Origin of the sequence: Kordiimonas gwangyangensis DSM 19435 = JCM 12864 (assembly GCF_000375545.1) — a bacterium.
In the GTDB taxonomy this organism is placed as follows: Bacteria; Pseudomonadota; Alphaproteobacteria; order Sphingomonadales; family Kordiimonadaceae; genus Kordiimonas; species Kordiimonas gwangyangensis.
Genome location: NZ_AQXF01000006.1, coordinates 166,680 through 188,381, shown reverse-complemented (window position 1 = coordinate 188,381; position 21,702 = coordinate 166,680). Strand labels below are relative to the sequence as shown.

The 21,702-nt window shown below is 52.3% G+C and carries 17 protein-coding genes; 15 read left to right on the top strand and 2 right to left on the bottom strand.

Annotated elements, in window-relative coordinates; all coding sequences use genetic code 11:
• The first annotated feature begins 134 nt into the window (after positions 1-134).
• From B150_RS0117070 to B150_RS0117060, 3 genes are all read left to right on the top strand, one after another.
• The gene (locus B150_RS0117070; protein WP_020401164.1) at positions 135-1,448 is read left to right on the top strand and encodes a M20 family metallopeptidase; all 1,314 of its coding nucleotides are present in this window, start codon (positions 135-137) and stop codon (positions 1,446-1,448) included.
• 73 nt (positions 1,449-1,521) lie between these two features.
• A complete protein-coding gene (locus B150_RS0117065) occupies positions 1,522-1,758 on the top strand; it encodes a hypothetical protein (protein WP_020401163.1) in 237 nt (78 codons plus the stop codon).
• 2 nt (positions 1,759-1,760) lie between these two features.
• Positions 1,761-3,224, top strand: a complete 1,464-nt coding sequence (locus B150_RS0117060) for a sodium:solute symporter family protein (RefSeq protein WP_020401162.1) — start codon at positions 1,761-1,763, stop codon at positions 3,222-3,224.
• A gap of 96 nt (positions 3,225-3,320) precedes the next feature.
• Here B150_RS0117060 and B150_RS0117055 read toward each other — a convergent pair whose 3' ends face one another.
• Positions 3,321-5,891 (bottom strand): TonB-dependent receptor plug domain-containing protein, encoded by a 2,571-nt coding sequence (locus tag B150_RS0117055; protein ID WP_020401161.1) that lies wholly within the window; start codon positions 5,889-5,891, stop codon positions 3,321-3,323.
• A gap of 217 nt (positions 5,892-6,108) precedes the next feature.
• Between B150_RS0117055 and B150_RS21680 the strand changes: the two genes are divergently transcribed.
• The 7 genes from B150_RS21680 (at position 6,109) to B150_RS0117020 (ending at position 14,368) form a co-directional block, all read left to right on the top strand.
• On the top strand, positions 6,109-7,083 hold the full coding sequence (locus B150_RS21680) for a LysR substrate-binding domain-containing protein (protein ID WP_020401160.1): 975 nt from the start codon (positions 6,109-6,111) through the stop codon (positions 7,081-7,083).
• A gap of 113 nt (positions 7,084-7,196) precedes the next feature.
• Positions 7,197-7,994, top strand: coding sequence for an enoyl-CoA hydratase-related protein (locus B150_RS0117045; protein WP_202899301.1), 798 nt, complete (start codon positions 7,197-7,199; stop codon positions 7,992-7,994).
• 9 nt (positions 7,995-8,003) lie between these two features.
• The gene (locus tag B150_RS0117040) at positions 8,004-9,965 is read left to right on the top strand and encodes an AMP-binding protein (protein WP_026168461.1); all 1,962 of its coding nucleotides are present in this window, start codon (positions 8,004-8,006) and stop codon (positions 9,963-9,965) included.
• Positions 9,965-10,747, top strand: coding sequence for an enoyl-CoA hydratase-related protein (locus B150_RS0117035; RefSeq protein ID WP_020401157.1), 783 nt, complete (start codon positions 9,965-9,967; stop codon positions 10,745-10,747). Before B150_RS0117040 ends, B150_RS0117035 begins: the two co-directional genes overlap by 1 nt.
• 1 nt (position 10,748) lies before the next feature.
• Entirely contained in the window at positions 10,749-12,260 is a 1,512-nt protein-coding gene (locus B150_RS0117030) for a 3-hydroxyacyl-CoA dehydrogenase (protein WP_020401156.1), read from the top strand.
• Between the two features lie 14 nt (positions 12,261-12,274).
• Positions 12,275-13,477 (top strand): 3-oxoadipyl-CoA thiolase, encoded by a 1,203-nt coding sequence (pcaF, locus tag B150_RS0117025; protein ID WP_020401155.1) that lies wholly within the window; start codon positions 12,275-12,277, stop codon positions 13,475-13,477.
• A complete protein-coding gene (locus B150_RS0117020) occupies positions 13,478-14,368 on the top strand; it encodes an NAD-dependent epimerase/dehydratase family protein (RefSeq protein WP_020401154.1) in 891 nt (296 codons plus the stop codon).
• Positions 14,369-14,426: 58 nt separating this feature from the next.
• Here the strand turns inward: B150_RS0117020 and B150_RS0117015 are convergent, their stop codons facing one another.
• Positions 14,427-15,776: an aminotransferase class III-fold pyridoxal phosphate-dependent enzyme gene (locus B150_RS0117015; protein ID WP_025896011.1), complete on the bottom strand. Its 1,350-nt coding sequence runs from the start codon at positions 15,774-15,776 to the stop codon at positions 14,427-14,429.
• A 227-nt stretch (positions 15,777-16,003) separates the two neighbouring features.
• Here B150_RS0117015 and B150_RS0117010 point away from each other — a divergent pair, with 227 nt between their 5' ends.
• The 5 genes from B150_RS0117010 (at position 16,004) to B150_RS0116990 (ending at position 21,699) form a co-directional block, all read left to right on the top strand.
• Positions 16,004-16,621 carry a TetR/AcrR family transcriptional regulator gene (locus B150_RS0117010; protein WP_020401152.1) on the top strand — a complete coding sequence of 206 codons (618 nt, stop codon included), beginning with the start codon at positions 16,004-16,006 and terminating at the stop codon, positions 16,619-16,621.
• A 16-nt stretch (positions 16,622-16,637) separates the two neighbouring features.
• Entirely contained in the window at positions 16,638-17,789 is a 1,152-nt protein-coding gene (locus B150_RS0117005; protein WP_020401151.1) for an acyl-CoA dehydrogenase family protein, read from the top strand.
• Positions 17,790-17,825: 36 nt separating this feature from the next.
• Complete coding sequence (locus B150_RS0117000) at positions 17,826-19,328, top strand: sodium-dependent transporter (protein ID WP_026168458.1); 1,503 nt, start codon at positions 17,826-17,828, stop codon at positions 19,326-19,328.
• Between the two features lie 521 nt (positions 19,329-19,849).
• A complete protein-coding gene (locus tag B150_RS0116995) occupies positions 19,850-20,257 on the top strand; it encodes a putative quinol monooxygenase (protein ID WP_025896012.1) in 408 nt (135 codons plus the stop codon).
• 521 nt (positions 20,258-20,778) lie between these two features.
• On the top strand, positions 20,779-21,699 hold the full coding sequence (locus tag B150_RS0116990; RefSeq protein ID WP_020401148.1) for a DNA-methyltransferase: 921 nt from the start codon (positions 20,779-20,781) through the stop codon (positions 21,697-21,699).
• The last annotated feature ends 3 nt before the right edge of the window (positions 21,700-21,702 follow it).

Sequence of the window (21,702 nt, the reverse complement as noted above, 5' to 3'; positions counted from 1 at the left end):
AGTGCGGGCACAGGGCGTCATTTTATTGCCGTGGCGGCGGTTGGCGCCCTGTGTCTGCTTAATTGTTTGTTGCGCCAACCGTAATATACTGAAGCAGTGCGGGGTGCGAGGAAGTTTACAAGGAAGTGGATGGTATGGTCGATCACTACGCCAAACTCAATAACTACATTGACCGAAACAGCGATTATGTGACTGGGTTACTTCAGGACATGATCCGCATTCCCACGGTAAATCCTAAGTTTGAAGTTGCACCTGAGCGCAACAAAGAAGCAGAGCATCAAGACTTTCTGGAAGGGGAGTTGAAATCATTGGGTTTCCTGACGGAGCAGTCTGAGCCCTTTGAGAACCGGCCGAACCTCGTGGGCGTGTGGTCTGGAAATGAAGAGCGGAGCCTTCTGCTTGGTGGGCATGTGGATGTCGTCCCGGAAGGTAATATAAACAAATGGACTGTGGACCCTTATGGCGGCGAAATTCGCGATGGCAGGCTATTTGGTCGAGGCGCACTTGATATGAAAGGCGGATTGGCTGCCTGCGTCATGGCGGTCAAGGCGGTCAAGGAATGCGGTTTTGAGCTTGCCGGGCAAGTCGAGATTCATGCTGTTGTGGACGAAGAGGCTGGTGGATTTGGTTCGAGGGCATTGGCAAATACTCGGAAAGTACCTGCTGCGGGCATCATAACGGAACCGACCTGGCACAGCATCAACCCGGCGGAGGGTGGCCTAGTGTTTATGCGTGTCACAATTCCCGGTAAAAACAGCCATGCAGCTTGGCGGTATAACTCGATTTACCCGCAACACCATGTGCCAGATAGGCCTGAGCCCGGGGTGAATGCGATTGAGCTAGGCACCCGTTTCCTTGCTGCACTGCGAGAGCTGGAGCGGGAATGGGCAATGCGTAAGTATCATCCCCTGATGCCTCTGGGGATTACGACCATGAACCCAGGTGTTGCTATCGGAGGGACAGGGGTCGATGCCACCGGCCGGCCGGCAATCCTGACAAACCCCGCAATGATACCAGATAATTTTATTGTGGATTTTCACTTCAAGTTTCTTCCGAACGAGGACTATTCAGAGGTCAAAAAGGAATTTGAAGACTTTGTTCACCATTGGGCCCAAACTATAGATTTTCTCAGAGAAAATCCTCCGCTGGTGCAATGGGAGCTGGGAGGTGTTTATTTTCCGCCTTTTGATACAGATCCGCATCATGGGCTAGTTCGTTCATTGGTCCGGAGCACCGAGCGTCTGGGACGCATGCCGGAAGTCAAGGGTTTTACGGCATGCAGTGACGGTGCGAACTACGCCGCGCAAGGTATGTCGGCGGTTGTATATGGCCCATCTGGAGACGGCATGCATGGCTACGACGAATATGTCGACATTGCTTCCATGATTGAATGCTCAAAGGTTATCGCCGCTGCAGTTGTAGATTGGTGTGGAAACACATCGGATTGATCGGTGGTCGCCGAGGCGCACCAAAACGGCCTTGAAATAAAGCCTGATGAGGTATCCAGTTTAGGAGAATTTAGTGAAACTCCACCGCATAATCTTTGGTCTGCTGTATACAGCAATGCTGTTTTCAATGATTTGGCCCGGTCATGCATATTTTAGCAAGATTGAACCTTGGGTATTGGGGCTTCCATTTTCCATCTTCTGGGTAGTTTTGTGGATCGCTTTGCTGTTCCTTGGCTTATGCATTCTCTATTTCGGAGACTGCCGCGAAGAAAACGATGCGGAAGCAGCATCCGAGCTTGAGGGGTCTTGAGGATGGACTGGGCCTTATACATTTGCGGCGCTTACCTGCTGATGAGCCTGATTGTCGGAGTTCTTCCTGGGCTGTCGAGTAAGAAAAGTGTGAATAACTTTGTTGCGGCGGACAATAGTATAAACAGCGTGCTACTTTATTTCATTCTTGGCGCGGCTATTTTTTCTTCGTTCACTTTTCTTGGCACCCCGTCCTGGGCATATGAGCGGGGCGCTGCATCCTTTTATATAGTGATCCTGACAATGATCGGGGTCGTTCCGTTCTATTTTCTCGGGACGCGTGCGCGCCGTGTCGGTGCCAGACTGGGGTTCATTACACAGGCAGAGATGCTCGGGTATCGTTTTTCCAGCACGACTCTTTCCGTCCTTCTCGCTGCTCTGACAGTTCTCGTTCTAGTGCCTTACATGGTTCTCCAAATGAAGGGTGCCGGTTTCATTCTCAATACCATCTCGAATGGCCAGATACCTGAGTGGGTGGGAGCTGGCATTAGCTACGGCATCGTTACGATCTATGTTCTTGTAAGTGGCGTGTCCGGCGTCGGCTTCACCAATGCTTTGCAGGGGGGGTTGATGATAGCTGTCGCGCTTTTCCTTGGCTGGTATTTCCCTCACCATTTTTATGGTGGGATTTCGGAAATGTTTGAAGCCCTCGTGCTGAGTGGAAAAGGTTATATGCTCACAGCTCCGGGACTGGAAAAAGGTGGGCAGGAGCCCTGGTCTTGGTGGGCTTTCAGTTCTTGGTGCATCGTATCAGGCTTGGGGATGTCTTCCTGGCCGCACATCTTTATGAAAGCATTCACGTCTGGTAGCGATCGCTCCTTCAGAAAGACTCTGGTGTTATATCCCACCTTCCAGATCATTATGATCCCAATCATGTTTATTGGATTTGCGGCTATTCTGGCATTTCCTGGGGTTGAGCCAGATACGATTGTGCCTTTTTTGCTGACCAAGGCCGGGTTGCCAGCGTTGGTGGTAGGGCTGTTGAGCGCAGGGGTGCTCGCGGCTTCTATGTCCTCAGGCGATACAATCCTGCATGCAACCGCATCGATTTTTGTCAGGGACGGCGTTCGGAAACTGCCATGGAATAAACCCATGAATGACACCGTTGAGCGGAGGGCAATCCTCGCATCGATCATAGTCGTGTCGGGTATTTCCTTTTACTTTGCGGCGGTGTCCACGTTATCGCTAGGTGCGATTATTGGGGCAGCCTTTGGCGGGGTGGCACAGATAATGCCTGTTCTGCTTGCCACGTTTTACTGGCGCCGTGCGACGAGTGTTGGCGTGATCGGAGGGTTGATTGCCGGTATTTCTGTCAATGTTTTTTTCTGGGCTCAGCCAGATATGCGGCCAGTACCGATGCATGAGGGGATGTTTGGCCTTTTCGCAAATGTCGCTGTGCTCATTCTTTTGAGCTTGGTAACCCGTGCTCCTTCTAAAGCGGTAGTCGACCCGTATTTCGCTAAATAGTCTCTCATCGTCCCCTCCCCCGGAGGGGACGCGCAAAAAAGAGAGCCAGTGAATTCCAAGAATTCGCTGGCTCTAAGTTGCTGTAGGGACCTTGATTTAGAATGTGTACTGGGCTCGCAGGTACCAGGAACCTCCGTTCACATTGAATGGAGCTGAAATTGGTGCCGTTGCCCCGAGGAAGCGCAGAACGCTATTGGTTTCCTCGTCAGCTTTGTTGTTGGTGATGTTGCGTGCGCCAGCTGACAGCTGAAGGGTTTCAGATACGTCATAGGTCATTTCGATATCCAGGAAGACTTCTGAGCCGAACTCGGCCTGTTCACCAAATGACGAATCCTTCCAGCCACTGTAGCGACTGAAACGGAACAGGCCGGACAAGCTGGCTGTGGGCCGATAGGTCGCTGTAAAGACAGTCCTATGATTGGGGAGCTGGTTCTCTAGGTCAAAGACGCGTTCAGCGTCGATTGTGCCTGGCTGTACTGCATCCACGGACTGCTTGTTGTAGGCGTGCCGCAGATCCAGTTCCAGATAGTCATCACCCGAGACTGTGAAATTGGTGGTTACAGCAACGTCGATACCTTGGGCGGTGGTATCAAAAGCATTCGAAAAGAAGGCTACCAGCCCTAGTTGTTCGGCATTTAATACGCCAGAATTTATCAGGGCCTGTTGCTCCGATGACCCGTCGGCAATGGTAATAGGACGCAGTGCAATCCGATCATTTACGTCGATATTATAGTAATCGACAGTGATGGTGGTATTTTTGATGCCGGTAAAAACCAGGCCAGCCGTGATGTTGAATGACTGCTCTGGGGTGAGTGGTTGCGCGCCAAGGGCCACTGCGGCCGGATGTTCGACCGGGAATGTTCCGAGTGGCACAAGGTTACCGTCGCTGTCTGTGTTTGTAGTAACGTCGAGCGTGTTTGCCTGGCCTGGGGTTGGTGCACGGAAGCCAGTGTTAAGCGTTCCGCGGAGTGCCAGACTTTCGCTTAGCTGCAGCCGGCTCGATATTTTCCAGTCAATGGTATCACCGAACTTGTCGAAATTCTCATACCTCAAGGCACCAGCCACGGTCAGGTTGGATGTGAGGTCGGTCTCCAGATCCAAGTAGAAGGCATAGCTGCTGCTATTGAAAACGCCGGCGGCATCCGGAGAGTCGCCCTGGAACCCGTCGCTACCCACGCCGAAAATCTGACCTGTCGGGCCAGCGATGTAAGAGGCTTTATCGCCAGCGGTTATTTCATATGTTTCGCGCCTATATTCTGCACCAAACGCTATATTCAACGGGCTCGCAAGCGCAGCTACATCAACGCTGGAAACCATATCTGCATTGAGGCCGAGTTCTCTCTGGGCCACGCTACCGGGTTTGAAGCTTGTGGGGGAAAGACGCCCTAGACTTGGATTGATGGTATTGTCCATAAAGTAGTCCACGCTGCTCTCTGCGATACGGCCACTGATGTCCCAATTGAACGCATCCCCCACATCGCCGCGCACACCTACGGACGTATCAAAGTCCTTAACTTTCGCACCAAATGTTGGATTATACCCGCCAGGGAAGAGTACATGGATGGGGTTGAGTGAGACGTAGCCGGAAGAACTGTTTGGATCGGCCGTGAGGTAGTCGTCCGGGTTTAGGCCGTCAGCAAGAATTGCGTCTACGATGTTTTGGCTGGTATCGAGCGGATTTCCGCCGGCATCGCAATCACATAGGGTTGTGCGGGGCGCTACTCCGTCGATGCCATAGGGCGTGCGAAGAAAGAAGCCGGAGTAGTTGTCCTGATTGGCGTAGCTTCCAAAAGCATATGCTGTTATGGCGTCCGTGAGCTCAGTTTCCCCGTTTGCAAACAAGCGCACGCCTTCAGTGTCCGGATCGCCCCAGCGCTGACCAAGTCCATTAAATGGTACATTTTCGGCACCGATCGCAGCTGCAATGATTTCTGCATCGGGGCGCGCGCTACCATTGGAGCTGACGCTGGAGCTAATGTATTCAGCGGCCACGTTTAGTGAGGTTGAGGTGCCGAAAGACGTGCCAAATTTGCCAGCCAGCCTGAAGTTCTCACCGTCACCACGGTAATATTCACCATACTGTCCTGTCAGAGAGATGCCCTCGAAGTTCTTGTCCAGAATGATGTTGATTACACCTGCGATCGCATCTGAGCCATATTGGGCAGAGGCGCCGTCTCGCAGGACTTCAACGCGCTGAATGATGCTTGAAGGTATCAAGCCAAAATCTACGGCCTGCGACCCCTGATTGATTGTACCAAAAGGTTCAACTTGTAGGTTGATGAGGGCCGAGCGATGACGACGCTTGCCATTGACCAATACAAGGGTCTGATCCGGTGCTAGGTTGCGCAAATTGGCAGGACGTATGAAGGCTGTGCCGTCTGCGATTGGAAAGCGTTGCGTGTTAAATGCGGGAGACAGAGTAGCCAGGCCGTCCGTCAGGTCAAAGCCTGCTTGATTGCCAAGTCGTTCCGATCCGAAAACATCGACAGGCGAAACAGTCTCGCTCGGCTTCAGGCCTGTAACGCGAGTCCCCGTCACAACCACTTCCTCGAAGGCAATGGTATCTGAAGGTTTGGTATCTGTATCTTCGGCGTAAACAGAGGGGCACGTGAGCAGCGCCGAGACCGATAGCGACAGGGTCAAGGTGCTTCTGATAGTGGGGTACATATAAAATAAACTCCGTAAATGTTGACATGTGCGCACCGTCCCCAGGTGCATGTTTTATTGGCAGCGACCTTGCCGCTCATTCCTGTCGGAACAGCTGAAAGGAATTAAGGGCGAAAGGTGCTATAGCTCTTTAATAAGGGTATTTTTTTTTGAGCCTTAATAGGGTATTATCGCGGTAATACGCTGCACAAACGCGAATTTTAGAGGCTAAGAGTCAATGAAATTGAGCCAATGGCCCAAGGGTAACAAGAAGCTTCCTCCGCTTGAGGCGTTGCGGGTGCTGGAGGCTGTGGTCCGTGCTGGAGGGTTTGCTCGTGCAGGATCGATATTGAATTTAACGCCGAACGCTGTTGCCCATCAGGTGACGAAACTTGAGGAGTGGTTCGGGTTTGAACTCTTTCGTCGGCATGCGCGTGGTATTACAGCGATACCTGAAACCGAAGAGTTTGCTGAGAACATAAGGCAGTTGTTGGGGGGGATCTCGGTCGCGAGCGATGAGTTGGCTCGGCAAATGACCTCAAGTGTTGTCAATATTTCTGCGATGCCTTCTCTGGTGACCAAATGGTTGCTGCCAATATTGGGAAGCCTGTACAAGGCCGCGCCGGATACAAAGTTCCGAGTTCAGGCAACGCCGGAGTTTGCCGACTTTGAGCGGGAAAGTATTGATCTTGAAGTGCGTGAGGGAGCAGGTCCGTGGGCGGGGCTTGCGCATGACGTTATCATGCCTGAATGGTGGGCTCCTGTTTGCAGTGCGAGCTATGTAAGCGAAAAGGGGCTTTCGAGCGTCGAAGATCTCGCTAGCTGCACCCTTTTGCATGATGAGCCTTGGTATCGCACGCCGGATCAGGTTTTGTGGGAGGGGTGGTGCGAGAGGCTCGCGCTGCCGGCTGAGCTAGGATCCGAGCACCTGTGGTTCTCCCACACCTATCTGAGTATTCAGGCTGCGATTGCGGGGCAAGGTATCGCGCTTGGAAATCTGGCTTTGGTTACAGACGATTTGCTTGATGGGCGACTTGTGGCGCCGTTTGGGCAATGGATTCGAGGACCATATGATTTCAATCTCGTTTACGCTGAGACGGGGTTGGCCAAGCAAGGCATGTCTTCGGTGCGTGATTGGGTGTTGGATTGCTCGGTAAACCACTGTCTGTCCATGGCGAAGGCGATGGGGAAAGACGTGTGGAGTAAGGTGTAGCGAGGCTTAAACGGTCGCGATGACCATGGGGATTTTAAAAATCTCTTGACTTACCGGCCAGACGGTAAGTAAATGCGGCAAGCAAAAAATGATCAGCAAAAATGGAGGCTGTGATGGAAGATATTCTTGTTGAAGAAGTTGGTGCGCTCGTAACAATTACATTAAACAGGCCTGAGCGTATGAATGCTTTCCGGCAGAAGACAATCCAGGAACTGAACGAAGTCTTTGCTTCCTTGTCGGGTAGGGCGGATATTGGTGTGGTCATCCTCACCGGCGCTGGCGATCGCGCATTTTGTACAGGTGGTGATGTAAAAGACTTTACAGTAGGCAGTGGCTACGAGGGCGCATCCTGGACAGGTATCGGCCTTGAAGTTGAGCGGTTGCACAGTCTTATGCGCTCCCTGCCTCAACCTGTCATCGCAGCGGTCAACGGTTACGCAATCGGGGGTGGCAATGTTTTGCAGGTGGTCTGTGACATGTCCATCGCGTCTGATACCGCCAAGTTTGGTCAGGTGGGACCTAAATATGGCAGTTTTGATGCGGGTTTCGGTACGGCATATCTAGCTCGGCTCGTGGGGGAGCGGAAAGCGCGTGAAATATGGATGCGCTGCAAAACCTATTCGGCGCATGAAGCTCTTGATATGGGGTTGATCAATGCGGTGGTGCCAGCCGACCGGTTGATGGAAGAGGCTAGGGAATGGGCGAATGACGTACTCGCGCTCAGCCCGACGTCTCTCAAGATGATCAAATATTCGCTGAATGCAGATTCAGAGCATATCGCGGGCATCACGCAACTCTCCTTTGCCGGATTGAAAATGTATTATCAAGGCGGCGAGGCCGAAGAGGGGCACGCGGCGTTCCGTGAGAAGCGAGCGCCTGACTACTCCCGTTTCCGAAAATACGATAAGTAGGAGGCCAACGTGCAAGAGCCTGTTTGGTATCCGACAGATGTTCGTATCAAGGAGAGTTGCCTATACCGCCTTATGCAGAGCGTTGGTGTTTCCTCTTATGACGGATTGAGGACATATGCTCTGCAAAGTCACGATGAATATTGGCGAAGCGTTGTCGTTGATCTTGGAATCGAGTTCCGCCATCCATTCAGCGCCGTACTAGATTCTTCCTATGGTGTGGCCTGGCCTTCGTGGTTTCCGGACGGGCGTCTGAATTATACAGATACGGTACTTTCTGGGGGTAGAGCAGCTGTTTCGGATGATGCTGTGGCTCTTCTTTGTTACGCGGAGAATGGGGACGTTGCAGAGTATTCCCGATCAGATCTCAGGTCTGAGGTCGAGAAGGCGGGGGCCAAGTTGCAGGCCTTGGGTGTAAAGCCCGGAGACCGGGTAGCTGTTTTGCTCCCCAATTGTGCCGATGCTGTTTTCATTACGCTTGCGGTCGCGCGTTGGGGCGCGATTGTCGTTCCGCTCTATTCGGGTTTTGGTGTGGAACCTGTAACATCGCGAGTTTCCGCGAGTGGAGCACGGTTTCTGATCTGCTGCGATGGATTTATACGGAATGGTAAGCGGGTTGGGGTAACGGCAATAGCCGAACAGGCTGCCGCAGCATGCTCCTCAATCGAAAAGCTGGTTCTTGTCGAACGCTTGGGAGATATTCGTCCCTCAGGGTGGGCGTGTGAAACAGACAGTCGGTGTTATTGGGCAGATGTTCCTGGTAACGACGAATTGCCGCCTGCGCCCGCGTTCGAAGCCGGACACCCCTGGATGATTATTTACACGTCGGGCACCTCTGGCAAACCAAAAGGAACAGTTCATACTCATGGCGGGTTTCCTGTCCGCATAGCCCATGATGTCGCCTATCAGTTTGATTTTCATGAGGGAGATCGTTTTTTCTGGTACTCGGATATGGGTTGGATGATCGGCCCGATGGGAATTTGTGGCCCCCTTATGTTAGGTGGAACTCTGGTTCTTTATGATGGTGGGCCCACAAACCCGGATGCCTTGGCTTTGCTTGAGATCGCGAAGCGTGCAGGCGTCACCCACTACGGATCATCTCCTACAATGTTGAGGCTTATGTCCTCGCAATTTCCAGAACTCCCAAAGGGGGCAAGCCCGCGGTTCCGCACCTTGATGACGGCAGGCGAAGTCATCGATGCAAGCACTTTTCAGTGGTATGCGTCTGAGCTTGGCCACGGGGACACACCAGTTATCAACTATACCGGTGGAACCGAAGTATCGGGCGGCCTGTTGTCCAACGTGGTGCATAGGCCGATATATCCTCAGGGTTTCAATGCAGTCATGACTGATGTTGATATTGCAGTTTTCAATGATGCTGGTGAGGCTGTTCGAGATGAAGTCGGTGCGCTGGTCATTCGGCGCCCGATGTTGGGAATGACACGCGGGTTATGGCAGGACGATAAAAAATATACTGATACCTACTGGTCTCAATTTGAGGGCGTCTGGTTTCATGGTGATTTGGCCATTCAGAATGAGACTGGGTGGGATTTGTGCGGCCGTGCAGATGATGTCTTGAAAATTTCCGGCCGCCGCGTCGGGCCTTCGGAAATTGAAGAGGCTGCCGTCAGTGGAGGTGTTTCAATGGCAGCTGCCATTGGCGTGCCCGATCCAAAATCCGGACAGGCGGTGGTGCTACTTGTGGTTCCGACATGTCAGCCAGATGATGGCGAGGTGTTTGCGGAGCGCGTCAAGGAGTATGTTGCGGCCAAACTTGGGCCCGGTCTTCGACCAAAAGCTGTCGTGGTTACCAGAGACCTTCCGAGAACGCGAAATGGTAAAATTCTGAGGCGACTTGTTCGGAATTGTGTCGTCGGTGACCCGATTGGAGACCTGTCCTCCCTCGAGAATCCGGAATCCATTCTTGCCATACAGGCAGATACCCGGTTCTTACGTGAGCGGAAGCTGGTTTAATGTCAGATATCAACGCCTCAATTCTACGCCAAGACATTGGCGATGGAACGGTTGTGCTCCAGCTCAATCGCCCAGCTCAAAGAAATGCGTTGTCGCTTGCCCTTCGACGAGAGTTGGCGGCGCATTGTCAGGTGCTCGATGCAGACCGGAACTGCAAGGTTGTGGTCATTACAGGTGATCATGCAGCCTTTGCGGCCGGGGCTGATTTGGCTGAGTTTGCTCATACAGATGGTGCGGGCTTGCGAGCTCTCGATTTTGCGGCTCTCTGGCGCCCCGTGGCTGCTCTTCAGAAGCCGCTTATCGCGGCAGTCGAGGGCTACGCGCTCGGTGGTGGGTGTGAGCTGGCGCTACACGCCGATATTATCATTGCTGCGGAGAATGCGATCTTGGGATTCCCCGAAGTGAAGCTGGGAATATTGCCAGGCGCTGGCGGCACGCAACGGCTTGTTCGCGCTATTGGGAAATATAGGGCTCTCAAATTGCTCATGACAGGCGATTTTATTACCGGTCATGAGGCAGTGGAGCTCGGCCTAGTGACAGAAGCAGTGCCTCCAAATCAGGTACTGATGCGAGCTTTGGAGCTTGCCGCCGAGCTATGTAAACGACCCCCTCTGGCGCTATGCGCTATCAAGGAAGTGGTATTGAACGCCGCAGACCTTCCGCTTGAGGAGGCTCTGGAGATTGAAAGGGAAAAGCTGTTTTTCCTCTTCGATACCCAAGACAAGGTCGAGGGCATATCGGCCTTTTTCGAGAAACGCACTGCTGAATTCAAGGGACAGTGACATGGTTGAGACTATCCGGACCGTAGGCGTGATTGGCGCTGGCGTCATGGGGGCGGGCATCGCCCAAGTTGTGGCGGCAGCTGGCTATGAAACATTTCTTTTCGACGCACAGCCGGGCAAAGCCCTTGAGGCGTGCGACGGGATCGCTGCACGATTTGAGCGACTGGTTGAAAAAGGTAAAATGTCGGATCACGACCGGGGGCGCGCGTGTGACCTTCTCAAGCCGACGGATAATCTGGAGAGCTTTTCGGCTGTTGATCTCGTGGTCGAAGCCATCGTGGAAATACTTGAGGTCAAACAGCAAGTTCTTGCCGCGGTAGAGGCAGTTGTCGGTAGTGATGCGATTATCGTGTCCAACACTTCGTCTTTGCCGCTTGGTGCTATTGCGCAACGATTGGCTCGAAAAAATCGTTTCGCAGGGCTGCATTTCTTTAACCCTGTGCCGCTGATGAAAGTTGCCGAGGTCATTCCGCTTTTGGGGGGAGACCACAAAACTGGCGAGCGCCTAACCGCTTTTGTGCGGTCGATAGGGCATACTCCGGTGGTCTCAGCGGACAGCCCCGGGTTTATTATCAACCATGCTGGTCGCGCATATTCAACAGAGGCTCTTCGGCTTCTTGAGGAGGGGGTGGCGGACCCTGCTTCGATCGACAGAATAATGCGAGCGGCCGGGTTTCGAATGGGGCCGTTTGAACTTTTTGATTTGACCGGGCTCGATGTTTCGGAGCCCGCTATGCGGGCCATATATGAGGGGTTTTATCAAGAGCCTCGGCTTCGACCATCAGCCGTCGCCACTGAACGAAAGTTGGCAGGGAAGCTGGGCCGGAAAACCGGAGAGGGTTTCTACCGGTACCTTGATGGCCAGCGGGAGGATCTCACGCCCAACAATGTGTCTCAAAACCACCTGGACACAGATATCACCGTTCATGTCGATTTAGCGTTTCCAAAAAGGACTATAGCGTTGGACCTTCTAGCGGAGAAGGCAGGTCTGTCCACTACGGATGACATTTCAAGCGCTGATATGATCCTGGTAGACAGCGGGCATTCAGATCTTACCAACACAATATGCGACCGGGGCCTGCCGAAGCATAAGACATTCGCAATGGATCCGGCTTTGATCGACCGTTCACTGATCTGTTTGATGGCCAGTCCAGCGAGCGACCTCACGTTGCAACAGGTTCTCGTAGCCCACCTGAGAGCGAATGGTGACGAGGTTGTATGTATTCAGGACAGTCCGTCATATGTCGCACAAAGAATGTTCTCCGCCATTGTAAATACTGCGGCTGGTATTGTCGAACGCGGCATTGCCAGTCCGCAGGATTTGGATACGGCGGTTGAGCTAGGGCTCGGCTATCCACAGGGGCCCCTTAAGTGGGGGGATATGCTGGGCCCGAAACATATCGTTGCGGCTCTGGAGGGGCTTAGAGTCGTCACCGGGGATCCCAGATACCGTCCTGTGCTTTGGCTGCAGCGAAGGGCGAAGCTGGGCATGAGTTTGTCGAACGCGGCATGAAAGGAATCAAGGTCATGCAAAGGGTCTATATCTGTGGTGGTGTGAGAACGCCGATTGGTCGGTACGCGGGTGCGCTGTCCGCGTTGCGGACCGATGATCTCGCCGCGTATCCGTTGCGCGCACTACGGGAAAAATTCCAGTCCGTCAACTGGGACGACTGTGATGAGGTTGTGCTAGGTTGCGCAAACCAGGCCGGTGAGGACAACAGAAACGTCGCTCGCATGGCTGCGCTTCTTGCCGGTTTTTCACCATCTGTCCCCGCGGTTACCGTTAATCGGCTATGTGGGTCCGGCCTTGATGCAGTGGCGTATGCTGCGCGTATTGTCTTGAGTGGTGACGCAGATATAGTGGTAGCTGGTGGCGTCGAGAGCATGTCGCGGGCGCCCCTTGTAATACCCAAAGCAGAGACAGCATTCTCCAGAGCTGCCGAAATTGCAGACACCACGATTGGCTGGCGGTTCGTAAACCCCAGAATGGACGAGGCGTATGGTACCGATGCTTTGGGTATCACCGCGGAGAATGTTGCCGAAGAATATGGTATCTCGCGTGAGGATCAGGACCGCCTTGCCGCTCATAGTCAGCAAAAGGCGGCGGCTGCAAGAGCGAGCGGTCGCTTTGCGCAAGAGATTGTTGCCGTAGAAGTTTCCGGACGAAAAACTACAACTTGCATCGAGGATGACGAGCACATAAGGCCTGATACGTCACTCGATACGCTTGCTAAGCTGCGGCCTGCTTTCAAAAAAGCCGGTACGGTAACCGCGGGAAACTCGTCGGGGGTCAATGACGGGGCTTGCGCGTTGCTTTTGGCGTCTGAGGCCGCTGTTAAGAAATATGGCCTGGAACCGATAGCCCGTATAACTGGCTTTGCCAGCGCAGGCGTACTTCCTAGGGTCATGGGTATTGGTCCAATACCGGCGACAGAGAAACTGATGAAGCGGCAAGGCCTTACTATGGATCAGATCGATATATTTGAACTGAACGAGGCGTTTGCTGCACAGGCGCTCGCGATTACCCGGGCTTGGGGATTGGCGGACCAGGATCCACGAGTCAATCGAAACGGCGGAGCCATCGCTCTTGGACACCCACTTGGTATGACGGGCGCGCGTCTGGTGCTTACTTCTGCGGTCGAACTGAGCAACATCAAGGCACGCAGAGCACTATGTTCAATGTGTGTTGGGGTCGGGCAAGGTGTTTCGATGTTGCTGGAAAACGCCTAGATGAATGCGGGAAGCAAAGCGCTTGTAATCGGTGCTACCGGCTTTATCGGAGGGGCGGTCGCGGAGTGCCTTAAGCAGGCCGGGTACGAAGTATGGGGCCTGTGTCGCAGTGCCTCCGCGCTGGAAAAGCTGGAACAGGGAGGCTTGCAGTCACTTGAAGGTGAGGTTGAGCAACTGGCGGTGCAAGCGAAAAGCCTTTCGACGTTCGATGTTGTTGTCTATGCGGCCTCGCTGGTCGGCGAAGGCGCTTTCGAGACTGAATGTCGTGCTATAAAAGTTATCTTGCAAGCACTGGCGTTGCGCCGTGGTGCATTGGTTTATACCAGTGGCGCTCTTGTTTATGGTGACACGGGCCGACAGCCGGTTTCGGAAACAGCCAGCACAGACAATGTGCATTCTCTCGTAGCAGGCCGGGAGGTGTTGGAGCGTGAAGCCCTTGCTGGCCTGCGCCACGGTATCAAAGTCTCTGTTATCCGGCCTTCCTGGGTTTACGGAAACGGTGGATATCTGCTCGGCTTCTTGAGGAGCGCACGCCGCAAAGGCTATGTCGATATATTTGGCGACGGCAAAAACATGTGGAGTCTTGTCCATGTTGCAGATCTGGCTGAGCTATACCTCAAGTGCATTGAAACATCAGGTGGCGCAGGTATTGTGAACGCATCTGCTGGGCAGAATGTTTCATATGGAGAAATTATGAGCCTGATTGCCTCGATTGCGGATGTGCCGATCAGGCAGACTGAAAAGAGCGACGGCTACTATCGACTTGGTCTTTTTGCCGATGCGCTGACCATCAATCAGGTGATTTCGAGCAACTACGCCCGTACTAAACTGGGGTGGCAGCCTAGATGTCCGGACCTTGAAAAACAACTAAGATTATATCAGTCGCTATAGCAAAAAAGAGGTGGGATCTCCCACCTCTTTTTTGCTCTAATGTCTCATGGGCACACTGTTATTCCAGCATGCCGGTGACTACCGCTAATGCTGCATCAATCGCATCAAGCCCTTCGCCTAATTCTTCTGGCGAAATGGTCAAGGGCGGCGCAATCAGCATCATATTGTAGCGTCCATAAGCATGAACTCCACGTTTCATCAGTTCACCGAAGAACGCGCGCATGAGGGGTGATTTGGAGGCGCTGTGCCATTCCACGATCGGTTCACGAGATGCTTTGTTCTTAACCAGTTCGATGCCAAACAGGGCGCCGAGCCCACGGACATCGCCGAGAATTTCGTGTTTCTGTTTTAGTTGGTCCAGTCCGGAGCGGAGCCATCCTTCTATTTCGATGGCCCGCTCGAAGAGGTTTTCTTCCTCGTAAACTTCAAGCGCAGCCAGGCCGCCGGCAACTGCCAAAACGTGCCCTGCATGGGTGTGTCCCACATCGAACAGGTTTGTATCGAAATGCTGCGCGACAGTTTCTCGCACAAGAACGCCCCCGAGGGGGGTGTAAGAGGAACTGGCGCCTTTTGCAAAGGTCAGTATATCGGGCGCAACTCCCAGCCTTGAGGCAGCGAAGGCTTTGCCGACACGGCCAAAGCCTGTCATGACCTCATCATAGATAAGGAGAATTCCGTGAAGGTCACAAATTTCCCTTAGTCCCTGCAGGTAACCGTCGGGGTAGATAACAGCACCACTAGACCCGGTCATTGGTTCGAGGATAAGTGCTGCGATATTCTGTGCGCCCTCATGAGATATGACTGTGCGTAGATGTTGCAGGGCGACTTTCGTTTCCATCTCCGTCGTATTTGTGCCAAACGGCGAGCGGTAAGGATATGGGGCAAAAAATCGAACAATGCCAGACATTGCCGGGAAGGGATCCTGCCAGCGGTCAACTCCGGTCAGGGCGCTCGCACCAATCGTACTGCCGTGGTATGAACGATAGGCTGACAGAATTTTAGGCCGCTTCGTGATGAGTTTTGCAATCTTGATTGCGTCATCATTTGCCTCCGCTCCGCCGCTTGTAAAATGGACACGAGCACCTTCTTTCCATGGCGAGATCTTGGAGACTTTCTCGGCGTATTTCGCCCTAACGTCATTATGGTAGCTTGATGCGACCCAACATAGTTTTTCGGCTTGTTCCTGAATGGCCTTGATCACGTGAGGGTGGCCATGGCCAAGCGAAACAGCAACAAAGCCACTCGTTAGATCCAGATATCTGTTCCCGGATGAGTCAAAGAAGTAGGACCCTTGGCCACGGACGATTTCTGGCGGGTTCAGGTTACCCTGAACAGACCAAGGAACGAGCACATGCCTGTGCCCGGGGTGTTTTGGTGTTTGGCCATCCGAATCTATTTGTAAATCCATCTCATACTCCAGATCTTGAGGATCTAACTCGTCGAGCACAATTCTCGACATATTAGGCTCAAGGTATGTGGGGGATTGTCGTTGCATCAAGCATATTTTTTGGGCCTTAAGGGTCGATAATTTGGGGCCTTTCCTGTTCGTCAGCCGATTATGGCGGGTGAAAAAAACTATTTACTTACCGGTTGGCCGGTATATATTGGCGTCGTCATTTATGAAAGGTGTGGAAAATGGCTCAAATTAAGAAGAAGCGACAGGGCAGGCCGCCCACAGTGGAAAATGCAAGGGCGCGAATTGTTGATGAGGCTTCGGCTTTGTTCGCGTCGAGAGGGGTTGAGACTAGCACGTTAGCTGAGGTTGCGGAAGCGATCGGCGTGTCTAAGGCTGGGGTGTATCATTATTTCAAGTCCAAACAGGACATTTACGACGAGATCATCGTTCGGGCACTCATGGGGCTAACATCTACAGTGAGAGAGGCTCTCTCAGATGTAGAGGGTGATGCAGAGCGGCTGCGCACTTTCATGTTGGCGCATGCGCGCTTCTTCGAGAAGAACCATTCTGACTTTGTAACGATGCTCATTGGTTTCGGCGGAATGTCGAATGCAGCTCACAAAGACGAAGCGCTCATTTTGCGGGATCGCTATGAGGCGATCCTGCGGAACATTCTCGTGGAAGGAGCCAGGAATGGCAGTTTCCGGAATGTGGACATATCAACTTCATCACGCGCCATTCTTTCCATGCTGAACTGGATGGTGCGTTGGTTCAGACCGGGCGGCAGTAAATCGGCTGAGGCGTTTGCTGCGGAGTATTTTGATTTTATCGCTCTGGGTCTGGTCGAAAATTCATAACGAAAGGTTGGGTAGCATGCCCCTTGATACAGAAACACTCGATATACTTCTTTCTACCGTTGGCCGCTTCGTGGATGATCGTTTGATTCCAAACGAAGAGAAGTTGGCAGAGACCAATTGTATCCCTAAGGAAATTTTGGAGGAGATGAGGGATCTCGGTCTCTATTCCTTGTCGATTCCGGAGGAATACGGCGGGCTGGCACTGTCAATGGAAGAAGAAGTTCGGGTTGTTTTTGAGCTTGGGCGAACATCGCCTGCATTCAGGTCTGCAGTCGGTACCAATATTGGTATCGGCTCGCAGGCAATCGTATTGGCAGGCTCCGAGGAGCAGAAAACGAAATATCTGCCCGGGCTTGCATCCGGTGAGATCGTCGGTTCCTTTGCGCTGACGGAACCCGATGCAGGTTCTGACGCGCTTTCGCTTAAGACAAAAGCGGTTAAAGACGGCGACCATTATATTCTGAATGGAACCAAGCGATACATAACAAATGCCTCGGTTGCTGGCCTATTCACCGTAATGGCACGGACCTCAGAAGGGCGTGGGGCAGATTGTATCTCTTGTTTTTTGGTTGAGGCTGGAACGCCCGGAATTGTTCTCGGCAAGTCCGATAAGAAGATGGGGCAGGCTGGGGCGCTTACCTGTGATGTCGTATTTGAGAATTGTCGGGTTCCCGCTAGTGCTCTTCTTGGAGGCTTTGAGGGTAACGGCTTCCGCACGGCAATGAAGGTTCTGGACAAAGGCCGCCTGCATATCGCAGCCCTATGTGTGGGGGCTGCGTTTCGCCTCATTGAAGAAGCCGTTCGGTACAGTCAGGACCGGAAACAATTCGGCAGCCCGATTTCCGAATTTCAGCTTGTGCAAGCGATGATAGCCGATTCTCAGACCGAGGCATATGCCGCCCGCTGCATGGTACTTGATGCTGCACGTAAGCGGGACCGTGGAGAGAATACCACACTCGAAGCTGCGTGCTGCAAACTGTTTGCGACAGAGATGGTTGGAAAAGTTGCTGACCGCGCGGTGCAGATCTTTGGTGGTGCTGGTTATATGGCAGAATATCCGGTTGAGCGTTTTTACCGTGATGTCCGCCTGTTTCGCATATTTGAGGGCACCTCTCAAATTCAGCAACTCATCATCGCTAGAGAGGTCAATAAGGCCTTGGCTGCGTAATCGCGGCCAGCAGCTCTTAGGAAGAGGTATGTCAGAGTGAGTAGTTCCTCGAGTGGTGATAACAATAACTGGTCCAGTAATCTTTCTTTTGTTCTGGCAGGAGTGGGGTCGGCAGTTGGCGTAGCAAATCTTTGGCGCTTTCCGTATCAGGCGGGGGAAAATGGAGGCGCAGCATTTGTATTGGTATATTTACTGTCTGTTGTGTTGATTGCCCTGCCACTTCTTAAAGCCGAGCTCTTCATAGGTCGGCGTGGCGGCGGGTCTTCGGTTGAGGCGTTTCGCACATTGACAGGAAAAGGGAGAGGGTCTCGCTATTGGGAGGCTATTGCTTGGATTGGCATGATTACCTCATTCCTTATTCTGACCTTCTATTCCATCATTGCAGGCTGGGTACTGTATTATTGCGCAGAAATTTCTCAGAACCTATTTGCGAGAGTTGGCGTGGAGGGGGTGTCAGCTCTGTCAGGGGGCGCGTTCGAAGGAGAGACTGCTGAAAATGTAGTTGCACGTTTTTCCCATCTTTCACGCTCTCCGAATACGATGATCCTGTGCCATGGAATTTTCATTTTGATGGTCTGCGCGGTGGTTAGTCGTGGTGTCAAAGACGGTATCGAAAAAGCCACGAATCTTTTGATGCCGGGTTTTTTCGTACTACTTCTTCTGTTGACGGTCGTGGCTCTTCTCCGGGGGGACGCCAGCGCCGCCGTCAATTTCCTCTTTGCTCCGGACTTTGACAAATTGGCAGATCAATTTGCCAATGGGCAAATCTTGATTTCTGCAGTCGGTCAAGCATTCTTCTCTGTCGGCCTTGGTGCTGCCCTCATGATCACCTATGGGTTATATGTGGGACGTGACCAAAATATTCCAAAAGCGGCGCGTCTAATTGCATTTGCGGATACAGGTGTGGCTCTTGTCGCCGGTCTTGCGATTTTTCCAATCGTTTTTGCTTTTGGACTGGAGCCAAGTCAGGGACCTGGCCTCATGTTCGTGACATTACCCATAGCGTTTAATCAAATGGCATTCGGAGGTGTGGTTAGTATTGCTTTCTTTTTCATGGCCTTCTTCGCTGCATTTACTTCTGCAATTTCACTTTTTGAAGCATGTGTCGCTTATTTTGGTGGTGCCAAAGGGCTCTCGGCAACAGAGCGGCGCACTAGAAGGAAGAAGGGCGCTGCTCTAACAGCAACGGGTATTTTTGTTATCGGTATCGCGAACGTGTACAGCATTCAGCCGTTGGACGCTGACGAAGGCTTTTGGAATACTTGGTATCCTTTGGAATGGGTGCCGTTGTTCAGTGGCAAGACATTGTTTGATGTCCTTGACGTTATGACGACCAATATCTTGATGCCCGCCGGGGCGCTTTTCACATCGATTTTCGTAGGATATGTCCTCTCCCGTAATGACAGTCGCGAAGAGCTGAGCCAGCTCTCTCATGCCCAATATCAAGTTTGGCGCTTTCTGGTCAGGTATATATGCCCAGCGTTCATATTTCTCATACTTCTTTGGGGAGCGATTGTTACGCCAATGACAGGTTCCTAATTTAGGTAAAATTACCAGGCTCTCATCAGTTTGCGGCTTGCCCGAGCCGCAGGCGGGTCACGATACGCTGCTCCCCCTTAACCTTGGATTTCCCACACCTTTCCCAAGGTTCCCTCGGCGCCGTGGCCCGCCAACTAGATCGCTACATTTTAAGGGGCGTTCACTGACATGGTCCCCTACTTGCAGCCATACATAAGTAGAGTGCATGGGTTTTGTAGGAAATCAACAGGGTATCAAAACCCAAATAGGTCTCAGAGATTTAGGAGAGGTACGAAGTCAATACGATAGAAGGTTGTACTTCCGATTTGTCTTTCGAGTGGTTTAAGCCAGTACAACCGTGCCCTAGCGGCAGTTCACCAATCATTTTGTCATGAACAATGCTAGAGAGTCCGACATTGCCTTCGCTGGAGACATCTTGCCGCTCAAAAAGCGGCAAGAAATGTACCATTGGTCCACTATCTTGGTAGCACGACACGAGAGATATTAGGCGCCGTTTAGGATTTGCGACACGGAGTAGCGATATGTATTGGCAGAGTTCTGTCCAAAGAATGATTGTAGCGTCGGCACTGATGCTGGCTGGTTTTTTTTCATATGGTGCAAAGGCGGACACGATGGATATCGGAGACACGCCCGTTTTTTTGAAAATCGAGTTTGATCTGCAACGCGCTCACCTGGATCAATTCATGCAAATCATGCAGACACTTGATGTTGGCATGCAAAGTGAAGAGGGGTTCCTTGAGGCGCAGGTTTATGTGAACAATTCTGACGACTGCAAGATCACTTTGATCGAGAAGTGGGAGACCCAGCAGCTTCACGAAGTACACTATCGTCGGATAGTTGATAACGGATCTTGGGCGGAAATCCTCAACATGCTGAAGCACGAACCTGCGATGTCCTACCATCACAAAGTGAGGCAGAAAGCAGAATAGCGTTCCATTTTTTCGCTAACTTTTTGGGTCGATCAGGTCAAGGCGTTGATGCCCGGAGAAATAGCTTGGACTGTGCAAACAGCGTACATCGCCTGCTCTTGAGCCTTCTTGCTAAATTCCATTCATTAAGTTGTACACCTATCCTTCTGTTTGCGGCGCGGATGAAAGTGGGACGGGGCGCATGATTTCATTGAAGACGTGATGCAGCTGCAAGGCGCGAGGCATGGGAGTTGTGTCACTGCTGCGTCACAGTTAATGGCTGAAAACGGTCACAAATGACTGCTTAGTTTACCAAATGGCAGCATTTAAAATGCTGATTTATATTGATATAATAGAGAAAACCGCCAGTTTTCCTCATGCGGTCTATGAAACTTCTAATCAGCAGGTTCGGGGTTCGAGTCCTCGCGGGATCGCCACTTTTTCCTATGCTGCCGCTTGCGTGCGTAATTTTTCGTCCCTCAATTTGGCTGGAAGATGTTATGCCCTTACGGTCAAGTGCTTAACACTGGGCGGATGAGGGTATGACCACAACACAATCTGTGATTTTAGGTGATGCGGTGGCAGAGCTTGCAAGAATGCAGGCGTCTTCGGTCGACCTCATTATTGCTGATCCACCCTATAACCTTGGCAAGGACTATGGTGCCGGCTCAGACAGTTTTGCCCACGCTGACTATCTCGCATTTACCAACAGCTGGCTGAGGGAAGCTGACCGCGTGCTCAAACCGGGTGGTAGCCTCTATGTCTTCATGGGCTTTCGGTTTATCTCCTACCTCTATGCCTGTCTGGAAGGCGATATGGGCTACCGTTTCCAAAACTGGATCGTGTGGCATTACACGCAGGGCATGGGCAAGACGAAGGGTTTTTCGCCGCGTCATGATGATATCCTGCTGTTCTCCAAAGGCGTACAGAACACTTTTAACCTTGATGCTGTGCGTGTGCCGCAGAAGTACTATCGTGCGCGTAACAATATGCGCGGCGCAAACCCTGGCGATGTGTGGGAATTTTCCCATGTGCACTATTCGAACCCCAACCGCCAAGCACACCCCACCCAAAAGCCTGAGGGCTTGATTGAACGGATGGTGCTTGCATCCAGCAGTGAAGGCGATTTGGTACTGGATCCGTTCGCGGGCAGCGGCACGACCTTGCGTGTTTGTCAGCAACTTGATCGCAACGCCATCGGCATTGAGATTAATGAAGACTATGTATCGCAAGTGCGCGCCCGCCTTGCGCTGCCCTTTGGTGGTTTTGACAGCATTGACCCACGGATGTCTCGCATCCCCAATGATCTCGCGCGGGCCAAGGTCAGGCAGGAATACCTGAAATCTCACTTCCATTGGTTCCTGCGCAATCACCAGAACAAACACGCCGAGTTCGTAGCAAAAGTTGCCGAAAAATACGGTGAGAGAATCCGTATTGAGAATGATGAGGTCGTTTTCGATTAGGGT

Coding starts and splice junctions, on each gene's coding strand:
- B150_RS0117020 (WP_020401154.1), top strand. CDS start 13,478: ATGAATGCGGGAAGCAAAGCGCTTGTAATCGGTGCTACCGGCTTTATC.
- B150_RS0117045 (WP_202899301.1), top strand. CDS start 7,197: ATGGAAGATATTCTTGTTGAAGAAGTTGGTGCGCTCGTAACAATTACA.
- B150_RS0116990 (WP_020401148.1), top strand. CDS start 20,779: ATGACCACAACACAATCTGTGATTTTAGGTGATGCGGTGGCAGAGCTT.
- B150_RS0116995 (WP_025896012.1), top strand. CDS start 19,850: ATGTATTGGCAGAGTTCTGTCCAAAGAATGATTGTAGCGTCGGCACTG.
- B150_RS0117060 (WP_020401162.1), top strand. CDS start 1,761: ATGGACTGGGCCTTATACATTTGCGGCGCTTACCTGCTGATGAGCCTG.
- B150_RS0117015 (WP_025896011.1), bottom strand. CDS start 15,776: ATGGATTTACAAATAGATTCGGATGGCCAAACACCAAAACACCCCGGG.
- B150_RS0117070 (WP_020401164.1), top strand. CDS start 135: ATGGTCGATCACTACGCCAAACTCAATAACTACATTGACCGAAACAGC.
- B150_RS0117010 (WP_020401152.1), top strand. CDS start 16,004: ATGGCTCAAATTAAGAAGAAGCGACAGGGCAGGCCGCCCACAGTGGAA.
- pcaF (WP_020401155.1), top strand. CDS start 12,275: ATGCAAAGGGTCTATATCTGTGGTGGTGTGAGAACGCCGATTGGTCGG.
- B150_RS0117030 (WP_020401156.1), top strand. CDS start 10,749: ATGGTTGAGACTATCCGGACCGTAGGCGTGATTGGCGCTGGCGTCATG.
- B150_RS0117035 (WP_020401157.1), top strand. CDS start 9,965: ATGTCAGATATCAACGCCTCAATTCTACGCCAAGACATTGGCGATGGA.
- B150_RS21680 (WP_020401160.1), top strand. CDS start 6,109: ATGAAATTGAGCCAATGGCCCAAGGGTAACAAGAAGCTTCCTCCGCTT.
- B150_RS0117055 (WP_020401161.1), bottom strand. CDS start 5,891: ATGTACCCCACTATCAGAAGCACCTTGACCCTGTCGCTATCGGTCTCG.
- B150_RS0117005 (WP_020401151.1), top strand. CDS start 16,638: ATGCCCCTTGATACAGAAACACTCGATATACTTCTTTCTACCGTTGGC.